Annotated in this window: 12 protein-coding genes; 5 read left to right on the top strand and 7 right to left on the bottom strand. The window is 63.7% G+C overall.

The annotated features are described in order from the left end of the window. The first annotated feature begins 2 nt into the window (after nucleotides 1-2). The gene (locus GGR89_RS10195; protein ID WP_125972042.1) at nucleotides 3-1016 is read left to right on the top strand and encodes an inorganic phosphate transporter; all 1014 of its coding nucleotides are present in this window, start codon (nucleotides 3-5) and stop codon (nucleotides 1014-1016) included. A gap of 251 nt (nucleotides 1017-1267) precedes the next feature. Here the strand turns inward: GGR89_RS10195 and GGR89_RS10190 are convergent, their stop codons facing one another. Together GGR89_RS10190 and GGR89_RS10185 are read right to left on the bottom strand one after the other, a co-directional pair. Then, nucleotides 1268-3535 carry a hypothetical protein gene (locus tag GGR89_RS10190; protein WP_125972040.1) on the bottom strand — a complete coding sequence of 756 codons (2268 nt, stop codon included), beginning with the start codon at nucleotides 3533-3535 and terminating at the stop codon, nucleotides 1268-1270. Between the two features lie 375 nt (nucleotides 3536-3910). Further along, complete coding sequence (locus tag GGR89_RS10185; RefSeq protein WP_425338755.1) at nucleotides 3911-6709, bottom strand: TonB-dependent receptor domain-containing protein; 2799 nt, start codon at nucleotides 6707-6709, stop codon at nucleotides 3911-3913. 861 nt (nucleotides 6710-7570) lie between these two features. Between GGR89_RS10185 and GGR89_RS10180 the strand changes: the two genes are divergently transcribed. Together GGR89_RS10180 and GGR89_RS10175 are read left to right on the top strand one after the other, a co-directional pair. Further along, a complete protein-coding gene (locus tag GGR89_RS10180; protein ID WP_125972036.1) occupies nucleotides 7571-8767 on the top strand; it encodes an AAA family ATPase in 1197 nt (398 codons plus the stop codon). Next, nucleotides 8760-9503, top strand: coding sequence for an HNH endonuclease (locus tag GGR89_RS10175; RefSeq protein ID WP_167712880.1), 744 nt, complete (start codon nucleotides 8760-8762; stop codon nucleotides 9501-9503). The genes GGR89_RS10180 and GGR89_RS10175 overlap by 8 nt, the downstream gene beginning before the upstream one ends. Nucleotides 9504-9705: 202 nt before the next feature. Here the strand turns inward: GGR89_RS10175 and GGR89_RS10170 are convergent, their stop codons facing one another. Next, nucleotides 9706-10464 carry a hypothetical protein gene (locus GGR89_RS10170; RefSeq protein WP_125972032.1) on the bottom strand — a complete coding sequence of 253 codons (759 nt, stop codon included), beginning with the start codon at nucleotides 10462-10464 and terminating at the stop codon, nucleotides 9706-9708. A 606-nt stretch (nucleotides 10465-11070) separates the two neighbouring features. Here GGR89_RS10170 and rplJ point away from each other — a divergent pair. After that, entirely contained in the window at nucleotides 11071-11586 is a 516-nt protein-coding gene (rplJ, locus tag GGR89_RS10165; RefSeq protein WP_125972030.1) for a 50S ribosomal protein L10, read from the top strand. Nucleotides 11587-11646: 60 nt separating this feature from the next. Next, entirely contained in the window at nucleotides 11647-12024 is a 378-nt protein-coding gene (gene rplL, locus GGR89_RS10160; protein WP_121078416.1) for a 50S ribosomal protein L7/L12, read from the top strand. 85 nt (nucleotides 12025-12109) lie between these two features. On the opposite strand, the gene GGR89_RS10155 is transcribed toward rplL, so the two are convergent. The 4 genes from GGR89_RS10155 to GGR89_RS10140 form a co-directional block, all read right to left on the bottom strand. Further along, nucleotides 12110-12670, bottom strand: a complete 561-nt coding sequence (locus tag GGR89_RS10155) for a hypothetical protein (RefSeq protein WP_125972028.1) — start codon at nucleotides 12668-12670, stop codon at nucleotides 12110-12112. A 610-nt stretch (nucleotides 12671-13280) separates the two neighbouring features. Then, on the bottom strand, nucleotides 13281-13784 hold the full coding sequence (locus GGR89_RS10150) for a hypothetical protein (RefSeq protein ID WP_245201627.1): 504 nt from the start codon (nucleotides 13782-13784) through the stop codon (nucleotides 13281-13283). Nucleotides 13785-13936: 152 nt separating this feature from the next. After that, nucleotides 13937-14584, bottom strand: coding sequence for a hypothetical protein (locus GGR89_RS10145; protein WP_241217784.1), 648 nt, complete (start codon nucleotides 14582-14584; stop codon nucleotides 13937-13939). A 103-nt stretch (nucleotides 14585-14687) separates the two neighbouring features. Beyond that, on the bottom strand, nucleotides 14688-16595 hold the full coding sequence (locus GGR89_RS10140) for a CocE/NonD family hydrolase (protein ID WP_125972024.1): 1908 nt from the start codon (nucleotides 16593-16595) through the stop codon (nucleotides 14688-14690). Nucleotides 16596-16672: the final 77 nt, after the last annotated feature.

Raw genomic sequence — 16672 nt, 5'->3', positions numbered from 1 at the left:
TCATGCACGAACTTGCCCTGCCGCTGCTCATCGGGCTGATCCTGGTCGCGCTGGCGTTCGATTTTCTCAACGGCCTGCACGATGCGGCGAACGCGATCGCCACGGTGGTCGCGACGCGGCTGCTCAAGCCGGTCCATGCGGTCGCCTTCGCGGCGTTCTTCAACTTCGCCGCCTATTTCGTCACCATTGCCTTCCCCAGCATGCACAAGGTGGCGGAGACGATCGGCAAGGGGCTGATCGACCAGGATCTGGTGACGCCGGGCGTGGTGTTCGGCGCGCTGGTCGGCGCGATGTTCTGGAACGTCGTCACCTGGATGAAGGGCATCCCCTCCTCGTCCAGCCATGCGCTGGTCGGCGGGATGGTGGGCGCGGGCGTGGCGCATGCCGGGTTCGAGGGCATCCAGTGGACCGGGCTCAACAAGACGCTGCTCGCGATCGTGCTTTCGCCGACGCTCGGCATGATCCTGGCGATGGCGATCATGCTGGTGACCAGCTGGCTGTTCCGCCGCGCCTCGACGAACCGGGCGGAGCGCAGCTTCCGGGTGCTGCACCTGATCTCCTCGGGCGCCTATTCGCTGAGCCACGGGCTCAACGACGCGCAGAAGACGATGGGCATCATCACCGTGCTGCTCTACTCGACCGGCTATCTCCAGGGTGACTTCGAGGTGCCGCACTGGGTGGCGATCAGCTGCTATGTCGCGATCGCGCTGGGCACGCTGAGCGGCGGCTGGAAGATCATCGAGACGATGGGCTCGCGGATCACCAAGCTGTCGCAGCACCAGGGGTTCAGCGCGTCGATGGGCGGCTCGATCATCCTGTTCGCAGCTTCCTGGCTGGGCATCCCGGTCTCGACCACGCACACCATCACCGGCGCGATCATCGGCGCGGGGACGGCGCGGCGGGCCTCGGCGGTGCGCTGGGGGGTAGCGAGCAACGTCGTCGTCGCCTGGGTGATCACCATCCCCGCCTCGGCGGCGGTGGGCGCGCTGTTCTACGCGCTGACCCGGCTGTTCTGAGGGGCGGCGGGCTGGGGCTGTCTTTAGCGCCCATGCCGCCATTTTTTGCGGTGCCGCCGTGCCACACCGCTGCGCCCTCCGGCACGGGATGATCGGCGAGGCGTTCGGCAGCGCACGCTTTTCCTGAAAACGCGCAGCGTACCGGCGAGGATGCGGGGTTCGCATCCTCGCCGGTCGCTAGCCGCCCTGCCGGACGGCATGCACCTTAGCGGAGGGTAGGGACGCGCGCCCGGCGCGCGCTTACCTGCCGATCACGCGGCGGTGACCGACGGATTAAGCAGACCGCAGTCGTTCTTCAGGAGGATGCTATCCCCCGCCGCGAAGGCGACCGGGCTGCCGGCCGAGGTCTGCCCAGCCGGGATGGTGATCGCCACGCCGGTCGCGGCACCGTTGCGAACGACGTCGCAGATCACGTCGACGCCGAGCACCCGCGACAGCGTCGCGGTCACCTGACCGGCCGCCGTCGAGACGGAGAGCGTCGCGGTGCCATACTGGTTGCGCTTGGCCGGCGCGCCGTTGCGGCGGACGCAGAATGCGCCGACAACCCGCCCGTCACCGCGATCGTTCAGGCCGCCGGCCTTGGTGGCGTACATATCGCGAATAATCGCATATTGCTCGGCAAGCGTGTAGATCGACCAGTCCGGAACAATCCGGTTCGGGTCGTCGAACCGGTCGCTGTTGTCGTTGATTTGGGCTGGCGTGAGACCAACCGGGTCCACGCTCGACGGCCTGCGCCCCTTGAACATGGCTTGCGACACGTCAACACCGCCGTCCGGGGCGACGCCGTCATAGTAGGAGTCGATGACCTGCACGGCGGCGTTGGCCGCAAAGGTGCGCCCCATACCAGGATAAAGTTGGTTGTTGTTCGGAATCCGGACCGTGCCGGAGTCATCCCAGGTCGTGAAGCCCTGGGCGCCGGAGGCCTTCCCGCCATCGATGGAGCCAGTAACGCCCGTCAGCTGGCGTACGGTGGTATTGCCGCGCACCTGCATGCCCTGGCCGTTCGTCCAATCGGCGTTGGTCATCGCGCCGATGCCGTAGAAGGTCAGGCTTGAATGGAAGTTTCCAGCCACGTCGATCACACACTCGATGCGCGGCGGGGCGCTGCCGGCGCCGGTGAATACCGGTCCGTTGAACGACGTCTGGGACGCACCACCAAAGGTGAAATTGTCGTACATCTTGTACGACCCGGTGTGCAGCTGGCCCGGGCCTGCCGCGACGACAGTTTGGAACTGCCCGGTGTCCGGATGAATATAGGGGTTGTCCAGCGCACTCGCCCCGACAAGATTCCCTTCATATAGAAATCCTCGCAGTTCCAGGTAGCTGGAACCGCCATGCGCAAGCGAATCTCGCGTCCATCGTGTCCAGGTGTTGAACGCGACGACGATGTCGACACCGGCGCGCACGCCGCCGGCAGCGATACCGTCAAAGCTGTTGTGCGCGACGAACACACCGCCCGACATACCGACCGATGTGTCGGTCCCGATGCTAACGCGAGGAAAGTTGTTCGGTGCAGTGCCATTCGGCACGCCGAAGCGGCACCGCGTGACACGAACGTCGTTCGACTGCCCCTGCAGATTGAGAATCTGATCCTGGCCGTTGCCCATAGCGATGAGTTCGGAAGCCGAGGCGGAAACATCCAGACTGTCGATGCGCCAATGGCTGTTGTTGTTGCAGTGTACGCGCGCAACCTTGGTCGGCCGAGAAAGATTTTCGGATTGGATCAGCGCGGGTGTGGCCGGCGATTTTCCATAGCTGGGCCACGTCGAAAAGCCGAGACGCGTGCTCCCCAGTGCGAGCAGGATCGTCGCGCCGCTCGCTTCGCTGGCAGTGATCGCTTGCAGTTCGCCGACGCTCGACGCGGTATAGCACCTGGCAGTGAACGTCTCGGCCGGCAGCGTGCGTGCGCCGCGGTCGAAGGTGTAGGCCGGGACCGACCGCCCCAGATCGCGCTGGATCGTCAGCGTGCCGCTGACCGTGCGGCCGTCACCGATCGCCGTGAAATCGAGGACATAGTCGCCGCCGTTCAGCCGGTTGGCCTTGCCGGACTCGCTCGGCGTCGGCGAGCGGCCGTCGGTGGGAAGGGTGAGGTGCGCCGCGGTACCGCTGCGCCAGGTGAACTGGGTGCTGGTGGCATTGAACGGCGCGTCGATGAAGCCGCGCTCGAACAGCAAATTGCCCATGTTCACCGCGCCCGCACCTACCTTGGTGTCGGCGCCGCGCACCATGACGAGGTGATAGACGTCGCTGGACGACGCCGCGCCGGTGACGTTGAGCGCATAGGCGATCTGGCGGAAGCTGGCGCCGCTCCCGTCGGTTTCGGCGACCAGCGCGGTGACCGTCTCGCCGATCGCGAGCGCGGCGGAAAGCGTGAGGCTGTCGCTGTCGAGCGCGACGGCGGCATTCGAGCCCTGGAGAAGCGAGAATTGGGAAGTCGCGCTGAGCTGGCGTTGCAGCGCGATGGTGCCGCCGACGAACCCGGCGTTCGTCGTCACATTCTGCACGGACAGGTTTATCATCGTCATTTTCCTCTACGATGCGCACGAAAAAGCCCGGGCGAACCGCTAGGGTTCGTCCGAAACAGGGCGCTTTGAAGGTTGGGTCATGCACGGCAGCGCGCGGACCCGAGGGGGGCCGCGGCTGAATTGAACGTCGCTAGTCTGGCCCGCGCGCGCGCTGTCTGCGCGGCACAGGCGTTACGCTGCCGGACTCCTCACGAGCCAGGATGCGATCTCGCCCGGAATTGGGCGCGATTCGGGAGCGTTCTTGTTTTGTACCGAAGCATCGTCGCGATGTCAAGTGCCGCGAACCGATCTGGAACATTAACGGCGGCGCGCCGCGTCGCGCGGGCGCGAAAAAGGGGCCGGGATCGCGCCCGGCCCCTCCTCCCCTCCTCAGAAGCCGAACGACAGGCGCAGATAGCCGAACTGGCCCGGCAGGTCGTAGGTCGTCGGGTCGAAATTGGCGCTCTGGCAGGTGAAGCAGGCGGGCGGCGCGCGGTCGAACAGGTTGTTCACGCCCAGCGTCAGCCGGGTGCGATGGTTCATCCAGGCCGGCGAGAAATAGGCCTGGAAGTCGCCATAGAACACCGCGCCGAGCCGGTGCACGTCGTCGCGCTCGTCGACCCCGCTGATGTAGCGCGCGGTGAACGCAATGCCGTAGCCCGGGCTCGACCAGTCGAGCGTCGCATTGCCCTTGAAGCGCGGATAGGCCTGGTCGGGGCTGCCCCGCTCGGTGCCGGCATAGCGCAGGGCCGGCGCGCCGAGGTCGGCGGGCGGCACCACGTCGTAGCGCAGCAGATAGGCGGCGTTGGCGTTGAGGCCGATCGTGCCCTCGCCGATCTTGTGGGTGCGGAAGGTCAGCGTGCCGTCCAGCCCGTCGGTGCGGATGCCGTTGAGGTTGAGCAGCCGCCCGCTGATCCCGGCGATGGTGCCGCTGCTCGTCCGGCGGATCGCCGCGCAGCTCACCGGATCGGCGTTGAACGCGCAGCGCCGCAGCGTCAGCGTCGCGGGCACCGAGTCGATCGCGTTGTCGAGCTTGATGTTGTAGTAATTGACCTCGAGGCTGAACGCGCTCGACCAGGCCTTGGCCCAGTCGGGGCTGTAGACGCCGCCCGCGGTCCAGGTCTTGGCGGTCTCGGGCTTGAGCGCGGTGTTGCCCTGCGAGAAGACGCCGAGCTGGCCGCCGGTCGGCTCGTTGTAGCTGCCGTTCGCCGGCACGCCGTTGGCGATGCAGTTCGCCCGCACCGTCGCGTTGCTGGCGAAGGACCCGCCCGCCGCACTCGTGCACGGATCGTCGATCGTCGCGTCGAAGCGCGACAGCCCGGCATAGAGCTCGCCGATGCTCGGCGCGCGCAGGCTCTCGGCATAGCCGCCGCGCAGCAGCAGGTCGGCCACCGGCTTCCACAGCCCCGAGGCGGTAAAGGTGGTGTTGCTGCCGAACGACGAATAGTTCGAGTGCCGCACCGCGCCGTCGAGCTCGAGCTTGTTGAAGAACGGCGTGTTCGCCAGGATCGGCACGCGCAGCTCGCCATAGATTTCGTCGACGTCGAAGCCGCCGCGCGCCGGACTGGTCGGCACGTCCGCGCCGAGCCCGGCGGTGATCACCGGATCGGGATCATAGCTGGCGAACTGGTCGCGATGCTCATAGCCGATCGCGACCCCCACCGGCCCCGCCGGCAGGTCGAACAATGTGCCCGACAAATTGGCGGTGGTGTCCCACATCCGCTGGCTGCTGCGGTCGCGCTCGTCGAACGCGACATAGTCGAGCATCGCGGGGGTGATCGAGCCGAGCCCGCCGAAGAGGTTGAACGGCACGCACGCGCCCGTGCACGCGCTCACCGGCCCCAGCGCCTGCGCCAGCCGCGCCGCGTTGAGGTTGCCGGTGAACAGCTGCTTGGCGTCGTTGATCCCGAAGGTGCCGTTGACGTCCCAATACCATTTGCGCCCGCCGACATCGAACGCGCCGTCGAAGGTCACCGTGCCCGACATGGTGTCGACATTCTGGGTGAACACGCGCTGCCCGGCCTCGACCATGCGCCGCGCGATGAACGAGTAATTGGCCGCGCTCCCGTCCGCCCCCGAGGAGAGCGTCACCCCGAACGGATTATACGGGTTGGTCACGTCCACCGAGATCGTGTCGAGCAGGTTGCCGTTGCCCGCGTCCGGCCCGATGTTGAGCGGCAGATAGGCCGCCTGGGTGCGCGAATAGCGGTGGTTGTACAGCAGCTTGACCCGCATGTTGATGCTGTCGGTCAGCGCCTGCTTGAAGTTGACGAAGCCGCCATAGCGCTCGGACGGGGTCAGCAGATAGTTGAGCGGCGCGAAATTATAGCGGTCCGCCGCGGTGAACGGCTTGAAGTCCGCCGGATAGCTCGGCCGTCCGGAGACCGGCGCGCGCAGCGCCAGCGTCTGCCCCAGCACCGCGAAGCGGCCATTGGGCGGCGTGCCGCTGCACCCGCCGATCGGATCGGTGCACGCGGTCTGCCCCGGATTGGGGAAGCGCGAGATGGCGCGGTCGCCGGTCGAGACGCTGCCCTGCTTCACATAGCTCGCGCCGAACACCAGCGAGGTGCCGGTCTCGCGCGACTGGATGCCGTAGCTCGCCTCGTACTGCTGGGTATCGCCGTCCCCCTGGCGATACATGCCATACTGGGCCGAGGCGCGCAGCCCTTCCTGCGCTTGCTTGGTGATGATGTTGATCACCCCGGCGACCGCGTCCGAGCCATAGAGCGGCGACGCGCCCGACTGCAGCACCTCGACGCGCTCGATCAGGTTGACCGGCAGCGTGTTGAGGTCGACCGAGGCGGGGATGCCGCCCGCCGCCGAGCCGTTGACGAAGCGCAAGCCATCGACGAGGATCAGCGTGCGCTTGGCGGCGAGATAGCGCAGGTCGACCTCGGCCGAGCCCGAGCTGACCCCGGTCCCGTCCGGCGGCCCGCCGACATTGCCGGCATTGTTGACCTTGGTGTTGAGCCCGCCCGCGGCGCTGGGCAGCCGCTGGAGCACGTCGGCGATCGCGGTGAGGCCGGTGCGCGCGATCTCCTCCTGGCCGACGGTGACGACCGGCTTGTCCTGATCGAGCGGGCTGCGCCGGATGCGCGAGCCGGTGACGACGATGTCGTCCTGCGGCGCCGCGGCGGAAGCGCCGGTGGCGGCGTCCTGGGCAAAGGCGGGTGCGGCGGCCATCCCCATGGCGAGCGCGAGTGCGGCGAGACTGCAGGCGGTTCGTCGGTACGATACGTGCATGTGGTTCCCCTCGATCCAAGCCGTTCTGTGCGCACCCTCTCGGTTCTGTTTGCAACAAAACTGACGCATGGGGCGGGCTTGGCAAGGGGGCGATTGCGCAATTCGGTTAAAGATTGAAATTGTGTTGCCGTGGGGACACGGGTGGACTTGAATGTTTTCTACACCCGCTGCTGTTTGGCGGAAACTGCCGGGAAACTGCCTGTCATTTCCGACGGCCGCGGCGAATGACAACGTACTTCTACTTCGGTCGTCACCGAGATCGTTCGATCTAGAAGCGAACATTGACTCGTCGCCTGCAGCGCATGGCTACTTTTAGCGCAAGAGCTCAACAGCATAGCTAAAACCGATTGACAAGCAGCTCAGCGTGGGCAGTTTACTGCAACTCATCAGCATATGCTTATTCTCTAAGGCAAACCCGACCTTTTAATGCCGGAATCAGTTACGGCGCAATTTTAGCGCAGACCTCTCAATTTGTAGCCACCTGTTCTTCAGGCCTTACACTGTAACGCAAACGGCGCTATCAGTGGCAACATAGGAGATTCGCATGATCCAAGTGTCACGTGGGGATCTTCTGCTGCGAGATTACTATCAAAATTGTCCATGTAGAACGATTTCAGTTCAGCACCATGTCCACATGACCTCCGAAGTTGCGGGTTGCGAAAGCAAACGCGATGAAGGATGATACGCAAAAGGTTAATTGGGTACCCAGATGCTAGGCACGGGCACGAAACACGTGGCGGCCTGCCTGGATAACGGAACGTTCAAACCCCACTAAATAACATCTTAACATGTTGATTTCGAGGCACAATGAAAAATATCCATATAAATTGGCTATTGCTACAACAGATAGGCCCTTACAAGGATACACGTATTGTTTTTAGCGAAGGGCTTAATCTCATCTGCGGGCCTAATGGAATTGGTAAAACCACTATCCTTGAAGCTTTGATATCGCCATTTGGTAGCGCGTTTGAAGCCACAAAGGTTAAAAGGAATGCCTCTTCATTTGATCAGGCTGGCCGCCTCGTTTTGAACCTCGAATCCGAAGGTCTAGAGCGGGAAAGTGAGGCACGAATAACATCAAGCGACCCATTTAATGATGAAAAGATAGCGTTTTTTTCAGAATACGCATCAGGCGTTATCAACATAAGAACAAATAGAGAGATTTCATATTTAAAATCTAGCTCTATAAACGCCGACCCAAATTTTGCTAGCCATCAAATTGGTTCCAGAAATATAGCAGGCTTCAACTCTTCAGAGATCAAAGGCTGGCTTGCAAACCGCTATCTTTTCTTCGCTGCCGGTGCTGACGGTTGGACAGAATACGACCGGATGAATTACTCTCTGGCCGTTGACCTTTTTTCGGTTTTAGATTCAACTGTGAAACTGCACAGTGTTAACCACAAGTCATTTGACATCTTAGTGAATACACCTGGCGGTGTCATTCCTTTTGAGTGGCTCTCATCTGGCTTCCGCTCGACGTACGCACTTCTTTTAGGAATAATCAAGGAAATCGAGTTCCGCAAACTCAATGTGTACGCAAGAAATTTCTCTGGTTTGATACTTATCGATGAAATCGACTTACACCTCCATCCAGACTGGCAACGAAACATCGCGAGTGTTTTGAAAGCGACATTCCCGCTGGCGCAGATCATTGCCACGACGCACAGCCCTCACGTGATACAGTCAGTAGAGGTTTCCGAAGTGATCGCCCTCGGCCGAGACGAGTCAGGCAACATCGGTGTACGCCAATTGCCAGACAGCCCTTTCGGTTTTTCAGGCTGGACTGTTGAAGAAGTGCTGACTGACGTGATGGGGATGCAGAACGTCGAAACGCCAATCTATTCTAAAGCTGCGCAAGCCTTTGACAATGCGGTTGAGGCTGAAGATGGCAAGGCAGTTCGAGAGAGTTTATCCAAGCTGCACGAAATGCTACATCCGGCGAGCTTCAAGAGAACACTTTTCGATCTGCGAGCTGCCCCATTTATCGGAGCCGACCTTGATTAAGCTGTTTCGTGGCGAACCCCCGAAGTCTCTTACTTCGGCATCTGTCGCATCCCTCACGAGCGAGTACACCACTTCGGGGAAGAGCGTTTGGAACCTCGAATCTATAAAAAAAGCACTTTTAGCTTATAGCAGCAGCAAATGCGCCTATTGCGAGGAAAGCCTCGATATTGCCTCCAATTACATGGAGGTCGAACATTTTTACCCAAAGGTTCCACATTCCCACTTGGTAGTTGAATGGAAAAACTTGCTTCCAGCCTGCAAGCGCTGCAACACCAGTAAGGGTAAATATGATCCCGCTACCGACGGCATGATCGTCAACCCCGCAGATGTATACCCGCAGAAGCATCTATACTTCTCAGAACTCACGCTGCGATACCGAGACGATATTGGCGAACGGACTATTCTGGCTTGCAATCTTAACAGAACCGATCGCCTTTTTCGCGTTAGGTCGGATCTACACGCCGCAATGCACCATTCGCTCGAGCGCACGAGATCAGATATGAAGACGTATTTGGCGGGAAATACGAGTTATGAAAATGAGCAGAAAATTGTTCGGTCAGTTGCTAGTCTGCTAAAGAGTGCGGATCCTAAAAAGCCATATGCAGCATTTCTAGCGTCAAGTTTACTTTCTGATCCAACATATATTTGGATAAAGGAAAGCCTGCAGGGATCAGGTCTGTGGGAGCCGCTTGACAAACTGGAACAGTCGGCGAAATCTGTCCAACTCGCACGTTGACCTGTTTGCAATTTTGAAGCTGCGCCGCCGGACACCGTGATGTATTTAGTCCACGGCTCTTGAGGATCGATGCAGCCTAAGAAAACTAAGGGGCCTTGGTCGTGAGCGGCAGCATGCAATGGAACGGCAGTGCCGCACCCCTCGCAAGGGGGACCCTGCGGCACTGCCGGAGACGCGACGCGCCGGGCCCGGCGCGCCGCCCCTACCCCTTCTCCCGCCGCAACCGCCGCTCCACCCGGTCCAGCTCGCGCGACAGCCGCGCCAGCGCCTCCTCGCGGGGGATGCGCGGCACGCCAAAGCCGGTGTGGGGCCGCCCCTCGACGATCTCCGGGCGGCGATAGCCGAGCAGCAGCAGCGCCTCGCGCGGGGTCATGCACGTGAGCGGGTCGGTCTCGTCGACGGTCTCGCACCACGCGCCCAGGTCCTCGCCGGTGGGGTCCAGCGATCGCAGCGCATTGTCGAGCAGCGCGAGTTCGAGCCGCTCATAGCCCTCGGCCAGCGCCGCCTCCATTGCCCGAGCAAAAGCCGCCGAGCGCCGGCGCCGGGCATAGATGGCGTTCCAGCCGATGCCGGTCGCCGCTGCCGACAGCCGCACATTGGCGGTGGCGGCGAGATGGGCGAGGAAGCGGCGCTCGCCCTCGGTGGTCAGCACCCCCTTGGGGGCGCGGCGCACCTGCACCATGCGGCCGCGCGAGGCGCGCACGCTATACTCGCCGCCGCCGGTGCGCGCGGCCTCGCCCTCGGGCGTGGGCGACGGCGCGCCGGCGGCGAGCTGCGCCTGGGCATAGGCGAGGGCTGCGTCCCATTGGCTCGCGAAATCGGGGTTGCGCGCGCGGCGCTTCTGGAAGGTCTTGCGCGTCTGCCCCGCGGCCTCGGCGGCGAGGGTCACGTTGGCGGTGCGGCGCAGCGCTTTCAGGAAGCGCTGGTTCTCGCGGGTACGATCGGCCTTGGTGCCGCGCATGGGCATGCCCTCCCCCCTGGGTGTGACGGACGCTGGGGGAGATGGGCGTTCCGGTTTTGTTCTGCAAGACCCAAGCTCCTCCCCGGTACGGGGAGGGGGACCGCGCCGCGCAAGCGGCGTGGTGGAGGGGCTGCGCCGACAGGCGCGGGGTCGCCCACCACGCCGGATACCGCCGCGTGCCGCGGCGGCCCCTCCACCACCGCCTGCGGCGGCGGTCCCCCTCCCCGTGCCGGGGAGGATTTGGTTCGGGGAGGATCTGCTTCCCCCACCCTTGACTCCCTGCCCGAATCCGCTATTGGGCGCGCTCCTTCTCCGGAAGGAATCCGTCCGAGACAGCGAGGGGCCGGGATTTGCCGGTCTTGATCAACTCGCCTAGACGGGGACAGAATTTACCGGCGGCTTGGCCGGCTCTCTTGGCGCAGATGCGCGGGTGGGTCCAAGCGTTCCGGGTCACGCCCCAGGGACACGCGCCCCGGCCTCGTGACGATCCTTCCCCTCGGACAATTTGAGCCTGGCCCGCGTATTCGTGCGCGGGTCGTGAACCGGGGTTGCACCCTTGCCCGCTTCGTGCGGGGAACGGGCAGCCTCATGTATGAGGAGACCGGCATGGATCGTTCCCAGAAGGCCGACGCCGTTGCCGAGCTGAACCGCACCTTCAACGAGGTTGGCGTGGTGGTTGTCACCCGCAATCTCGGCATGACCGTCAAGCAGTCGACGGACCTGCGCAACAAGATGCGTGCAGCCGGCGCGACCTATAAGGTCTCGAAGAACAAGCTCGCCAAGATTGCCACCCAGGGCACCGATTATGCGGTGCTCGCGGACCTGCTGACGGGTCCGACGGCACTGTCCACCTCCGTCGATCCCGTGGCTGCGGCCAAGGTGGTCTCGGAGTTCGCCAAGACGAACGACAAGCTCGAAATCGTCGGCGGCGCGATGGGCAATGTGCTGCTGGATCCGGCTGGCGTGCAGGCACTCGCCTCGCTGCCGTCGCTGGACGAGCTGCGCGGCAAGCTCGTGGGGCTCATCGCAGCACCCGCGACCAAGCTCGCCACCGTCACCCAGGCACCGGCGGCGCAGATCGCCCGCGTGCTTGCGGCGTACAGCGAAAAGCAGGCTGCCTGAGCTTCGGCTTCGAGCGACCTTTATTCTATCCCGAAACTATTGAACTGATTGGAGTTTATCATGGCTGACCTTAACGCGATCGTCGACCAGCTTTCCGCCCTGACCGTGCTCGAGGCCGCTGAGCTCTCGAAGCTGCTCGAAGAGAAGTGGGGCGTTTCGGCCGCCGCTGCCGTCGCCGTTGCCGGCCCGGCCGCTGGTGGCGCCGCTGCCCCGGCTGCCGAAGAGCAGACCGAGTTCGACGTGATCCTCACCGGCGACGGTGGCAAGAAGATCAACGTCATCAAGGAAGTCCGCGCCATCACCAACCTCGGCCTCACCGAAGCAAAGGCCCTGGTCGAAGGCGCTCCGAAGCCGGTCAAGGAAGGCGTGTCGAAGGACGAAGCCGAGAAGATCAAGAAGCAGCTGGAAGAAGCTGGCGCGACCGTCGAGGTCAAGTAAGCACTTCCCAGCCGGTTTCAAGGCCTGGATACTGGAAGGAGGCGGTCCGGCGACGGGCCGCCTCTTTTCTTTTGCGCCAATCCACTCAGGATAGCGGCGGCACGTATCGGATCGCGGCGAGCGCCGGGGGTGCCGGCCGATCGAGCCAGATCGGTCCAGGCCGAGCGCTCCGCCCCGCCGCCCCGAGCAGGAAATCGGCACCGAAGCGATGGAGGCTGAGGCCGCCGCGCCAGCGCAAGTCGCAGAGCAGCATCGCGACGAACATGGGCCTGCCGCCGTGCTCCACCACGTATAGCTGGTCCCGCCGGATGGTGCGCCGCGCCGGCAGCCGCACTCGGGCGCCGACCGCAAGGTCGAGCGGACCACTCTGGTTCTGCGCGGGTGGACCGGCATGAAAGGCCGCGCGCCACTTGTCCTGATCGGGGCTAGCGCTGATCAACGTGAGTGCGGGCCGCAACCCCTCGACTGCCCGGGCCTGTGCATTGATCAGTTCCACTTCCAGGTCGAACGCCACCGCGCCCGCCAGGAAGACAATCCGGGCGCTGACGATGTCGATCGCTACTGGCTCGGCGATGCCATGGGATTGTGCCAGTGGCGGCGCGGGTCGGCGCGGTCGCGCAGAGACCGCGCGCTTCGGCTCGGGCACGTCCCGGTCCGCCGGCGCCGGACGCCGCCGACGGGACCACCACGTCGCACCTGCCACCGCCGCCGTGCCGAACGCTATCAGGCCGAGCCACGGCCAGCCAGCCCGATCCTCGGGAGGGGCCACGGGCGCTCGCGGTGGCGTCGCCACGGGGGGCGTCGATCTCGGTACCGGCTGGACGGGCGTAGGGGCAGCGGCAGGCCTGGACACGGGCGACGCCGGTCGAGGAGAAGGCGCAGGAGGGGAAGCGGGGCTTCGCGGCACAGCAGGCGACCGCCTCGAATGCGACGTGACGTCCGGGATGATTACAGGCTGCACCAGCGGCGCTGCTGCCGTCGACGGAGACGGAGTGGGACTGGGAGCAGGCGTGGCGGGCAGACGAAACCGCTCCGGGAGGACGCCGGGAATGGCCTGCGGCGCGCGATCGCCAGCGGACGCGTCCTGGGCCCAAGCGGGCGCTCCGAGCGCACCGATCATGACCAGCCCAAATGCTGCGCGCTGCCTACCCCTGCTCACGCACCGGCATTGATCTGCCGAAGCTGAACGCCGGCTGCACCTCTCGGCCCCTCATCCGCGCCGAGCGACGACTCGTTCGGCGCCGTCGCCGGGCCGCTCAGTTCTTTTGTCGGGAAGCGCGCGTCTCGTTGCGGATGCGCTCGGAGCGGGCGCGCTCCATCCGCTCGATGCGCTCGCGTTCGAGCCGCTCGCGATCCTCGCGCGCAAGCTCGTCGCGCTCGCGATCCTCCTTGGCCATCCGCTCCGCGATGCGCAGGCGGATCGCTTCCAGTTCGGGCGAAGCTTCCTCACCGGTCGCCTGCTTGCGCCGCGCGTCATGGCGACCGACCGCTTCTTCCGCTGCGATACGATCGGACCAGTGGCGGACCGGCAAGGACTGCTTCTTCTTGCCCGTGGGCTTGCGATTCTGGAAGCGCAGCATCGCAATGCGATACATGCGGAACATCTTCCCCGCATGCAGTCCTGTAAGCAGCGCAGCGAGCAGCGCCACGCCGATATAGATGCCGCTGTTCGGCTGCGGCGCGCGCAGCACCAGCAGCACCATCAAATAACTGAGCAGCGTCATCAGCACGCAATAGGCGCCAAATTCCAATGACATCATCAAATAGTGACGGACGGTATCGGACTTCATGAACGCAACCCCCATCGACGGCCCCCATCGCGCGCACCCCACGCACGGCCGCCGTTGTTTGGCACTGCATCATGAAGCAAGCGCGTTAACGAATCCTAACCGGAGGTGAAACGATCGCTGCATCAGCTCCGGAAAATGGGCGGACGCGCCCCCTCCTCCTCCTCCTCCTCCTTTCGCAGCATACGATCGGCGATGCGGTCGCGGATCGCCTCGACCGACATGTTGGGATCGATCGTGAATTCCCCGCCTTCCTTGTCGGGGTCGACACCGAGCACCGAGCAGCGCTCGCGATAGGTGCGTTCGAGCGCTTCGAGCCGCTCAAGCAACCGCACCCTCTCGGCATCACCGCCACGCGCCTCTAGACGCTCCGCCGCGATCCGCTCGGACCAGCGCATCGTCCGCCGCTCTTCGTCGCTCATCTGCGACAGTTCCACGACAAGCTCGTCGGGCAACAGCGCCAGGCGCCGCATCGCGCGCCGGTAGCGCCGGAACATGCGCACCGCATAAAAGCCGGTGAATACCGCCATTCCGATGCAGGTGTTAATATACCAGCTGGAATTCGCTTGCGGCGCATAGTTGACGAGCACGTACATTGCCGCGCCGATGCCTGTCATGAACACGAAGTAGACGAAGAACTCGATCGTCTCGCGAAGATAGCCCCGAATAGCCGAGACGTTCATGGCTGCGCTCCCGAAACACAGCCCTGGCACGGCTGCTCGTTTCGGGGGCCAATTCAACCTGAATAAGCTTAATAAAAGATGCAGACGCACAGGTAATTCTTCAGTGCTTCTACGTATATTTAGGTACTTATCCCTAGCCACGCGTACACCACAGCGGCGCCCGCCTTCGCAACCGCGAAGGCGGGCCCACGGTTCAACGTGCCTTGGCGGCGCTCTGGTCGACCGGCACCACCGGCAGCAACACCGCGCTCGACTGCTTGCCGCCGTACAGGATCGTCACCGTCGCCTTCTGATAGTCGCCGGGCTTAGCGAAGAAGATATTCTCCACATATTTCTGCGGGTTGCGATCATAGACCGGGAACAGGGTCGACTGGACCTGCACCATGATGCGGTGGCCGGGCAGGAAGGTATGGTTCACTACCGGCAGCCGGAACTTGTATTCCTGCACTTTGCCCGCCGGGATCGCCGAGGGATGCTCGAACGAGTTGCGGTAGCGGCCGCGGAAGATATCCATCGCGATGGGCAACTGAAAGCCGCCCATTTCCTTGTTGGAGGCGATCTCGTCCGGATAGACGTCGATCACCTTCACGACGAAGTCGCCGTCGGTGCCCGTCGTCTTGGCGAAAATGTCTGCGAACGGCGTGCCCGACAGGCGCACCGGCGCCGTCAGAATCGGGGTCGCATAGGTCAGCACGTCCTGGCGGCCGTCGACGAAGCGCTGGTCGGTGACGAGATAGGTGCTCCAGCGGCCGTCGCTGAAGTTGATCGGGCGCGGTAGGTATGGCACCGGCTTGGCGGGATCGGAGACATAGCTGTCTTCCCCTGCCGCGGCCTTGTCGAAGCTGGCGGCCTCGCCCGTGCCGAGATAGAGCGGCGTCAGCTGCGCGCCGAGCGGCCACTTGTTGAGGAAGTCCCAGTGGTTCTCGCCGGTATTGTAGATGCTGGCGACCGGCGGGGTATAGGCGGGCGAACCGTCCTTCAGATGCGCGTTGAAGAAAGGCAGCAGGATGTCGCGACGCGCCTGCAGCGCGGTATCGCCCTCGAAGTTCAGCTCGCCGAGCTTCGAGCCGTTATAGTTGAAGCCCGAGTGGCGCCACGGGCCCATCAGCAGGAAGTTGTTGGTCGCCTGCGGGGTCTTCTGCAGCTCCTCCCAGGCGTGGATCGCGCCATACATGTCCTCGTGATCCCACAGGCCCTGCTCCCACAGCGTCGGCACGTTCGAGGGATTGGCGGCGAGGATCTTGTCGAGCGCCTGGCCCTGCCAGAAGGCGTCGTAGGCAACGTGCTGGCTCAGCTTCTGCCAGAAGGGCAGCTGGTCATAGCCATATTGCTTGGCCCAGTCGCCGGCCGAGCCGATCTTGCGGAAGGTGTCGTAATCGTCCCAGCCACCATTGGGGGGCGTCGGGCCGCCGGCCTTGTAGCCGGTGATTCCCGAGATCCAGCCGATATTGGGCAGGCGGAATGCGCCGTGGTGGAACCAGTCGTCACCCATCCAGCCATCGATCATCGGGCTTTCGGGAGCTGCGACCTTGAGCGCCGGGTGCGGATGGAGCAGCGCCATCACCACCGTCCAGCCTTCATAGGACGAACCGAGCATGCCGACCTTGCCGTTCGATTCCGGCAGGTTCTTCACCAGCCAGTCGATCGTGTCCCAGGCATCGGTCGTGTCGTCGACCTTGGTCGGGTTGAGCGGGCCGACCGGCGGGCGGGTCACGACGAAGTCGCCTTCGGAGCGATACTTGCCGCGAATGTCCTGGAAAACGCGGATATAGCCGGCCTGGGTGAACACCTCGTCGCCCTGGGCGAGCACCGAGAGCATCTTGTTGCTGTCGGTGCGGCGGACGCGGTTGTACGCGTCGTAGGGCGTGCGGGTGAGCAGGATCGGGGCGTTCTTCGCGCCCTTGGGGATCACGATGGTGGTGAACAGCTTGGTGCCGTCGCGCATCGGCACCATCACCTCGCGGCGGATATAGTCCTTCGCGCCTTCCGGCAGCACGAACTTGGCGGGGATGTCGTTGAACGGTTGCGCCTGCTGCGCCTGCGCGACCGGGATCAATGCGGTCGTCGCGAGCGCGGCGAGAAGGAAGGTACGAAGCTGCATAATGTCTCCCCAGAGAACCGGAGCTCGGGGTGATAGTGTTACATTTGCAGCATGGGAAGCGGCCGCGCGCGAAAAGG

It is taken from the genome of Sphingomonas trueperi, from assembly GCF_011927635.1.
Taxonomy (GTDB): domain Bacteria; phylum Pseudomonadota; class Alphaproteobacteria; order Sphingomonadales; family Sphingomonadaceae; genus Sphingomonas; species Sphingomonas trueperi.
This window is presented reverse-complemented; position numbering and strand designations above follow the sequence as displayed.

What these genes read in the sequence shown, in the direction of transcription:
- GGR89_RS10195 (WP_125972042.1), top strand. Translation starts at nt 3, where the DNA reads ATGCACGAACTTGCCCTGCCGCTGCTCATCGGGCTGATCCTGGTCGCG.
- GGR89_RS10190 (WP_125972040.1), bottom strand. Translation starts at nt 3,535, where the DNA reads ATGATAAACCTGTCCGTGCAGAATGTGACGACGAACGCCGGGTTCGTC.
- GGR89_RS10185 (WP_425338755.1), bottom strand. Translation starts at nt 6,709, where the DNA reads ATGGGGATGGCCGCCGCACCCGCCTTTGCCCAGGACGCCGCCACCGGC.
- GGR89_RS10180 (WP_125972036.1), top strand. Translation starts at nt 7,571, where the DNA reads ATGAAAAATATCCATATAAATTGGCTATTGCTACAACAGATAGGCCCT.
- GGR89_RS10170 (WP_125972032.1), bottom strand. Translation starts at nt 10,464, where the DNA reads ATGCGCGGCACCAAGGCCGATCGTACCCGCGAGAACCAGCGCTTCCTG.
- rplJ (WP_125972030.1), top strand. Translation starts at nt 11,071, where the DNA reads ATGGATCGTTCCCAGAAGGCCGACGCCGTTGCCGAGCTGAACCGCACC.
- rplL (WP_121078416.1), top strand. Translation starts at nt 11,647, where the DNA reads ATGGCTGACCTTAACGCGATCGTCGACCAGCTTTCCGCCCTGACCGTG.
- GGR89_RS10150 (WP_245201627.1), bottom strand. Translation starts at nt 13,784, where the DNA reads ATGATGTCATTGGAATTTGGCGCCTATTGCGTGCTGATGACGCTGCTC.
- GGR89_RS10140 (WP_125972024.1), bottom strand. Translation starts at nt 16,595, where the DNA reads ATGCAGCTTCGTACCTTCCTTCTCGCCGCGCTCGCGACGACCGCATTG.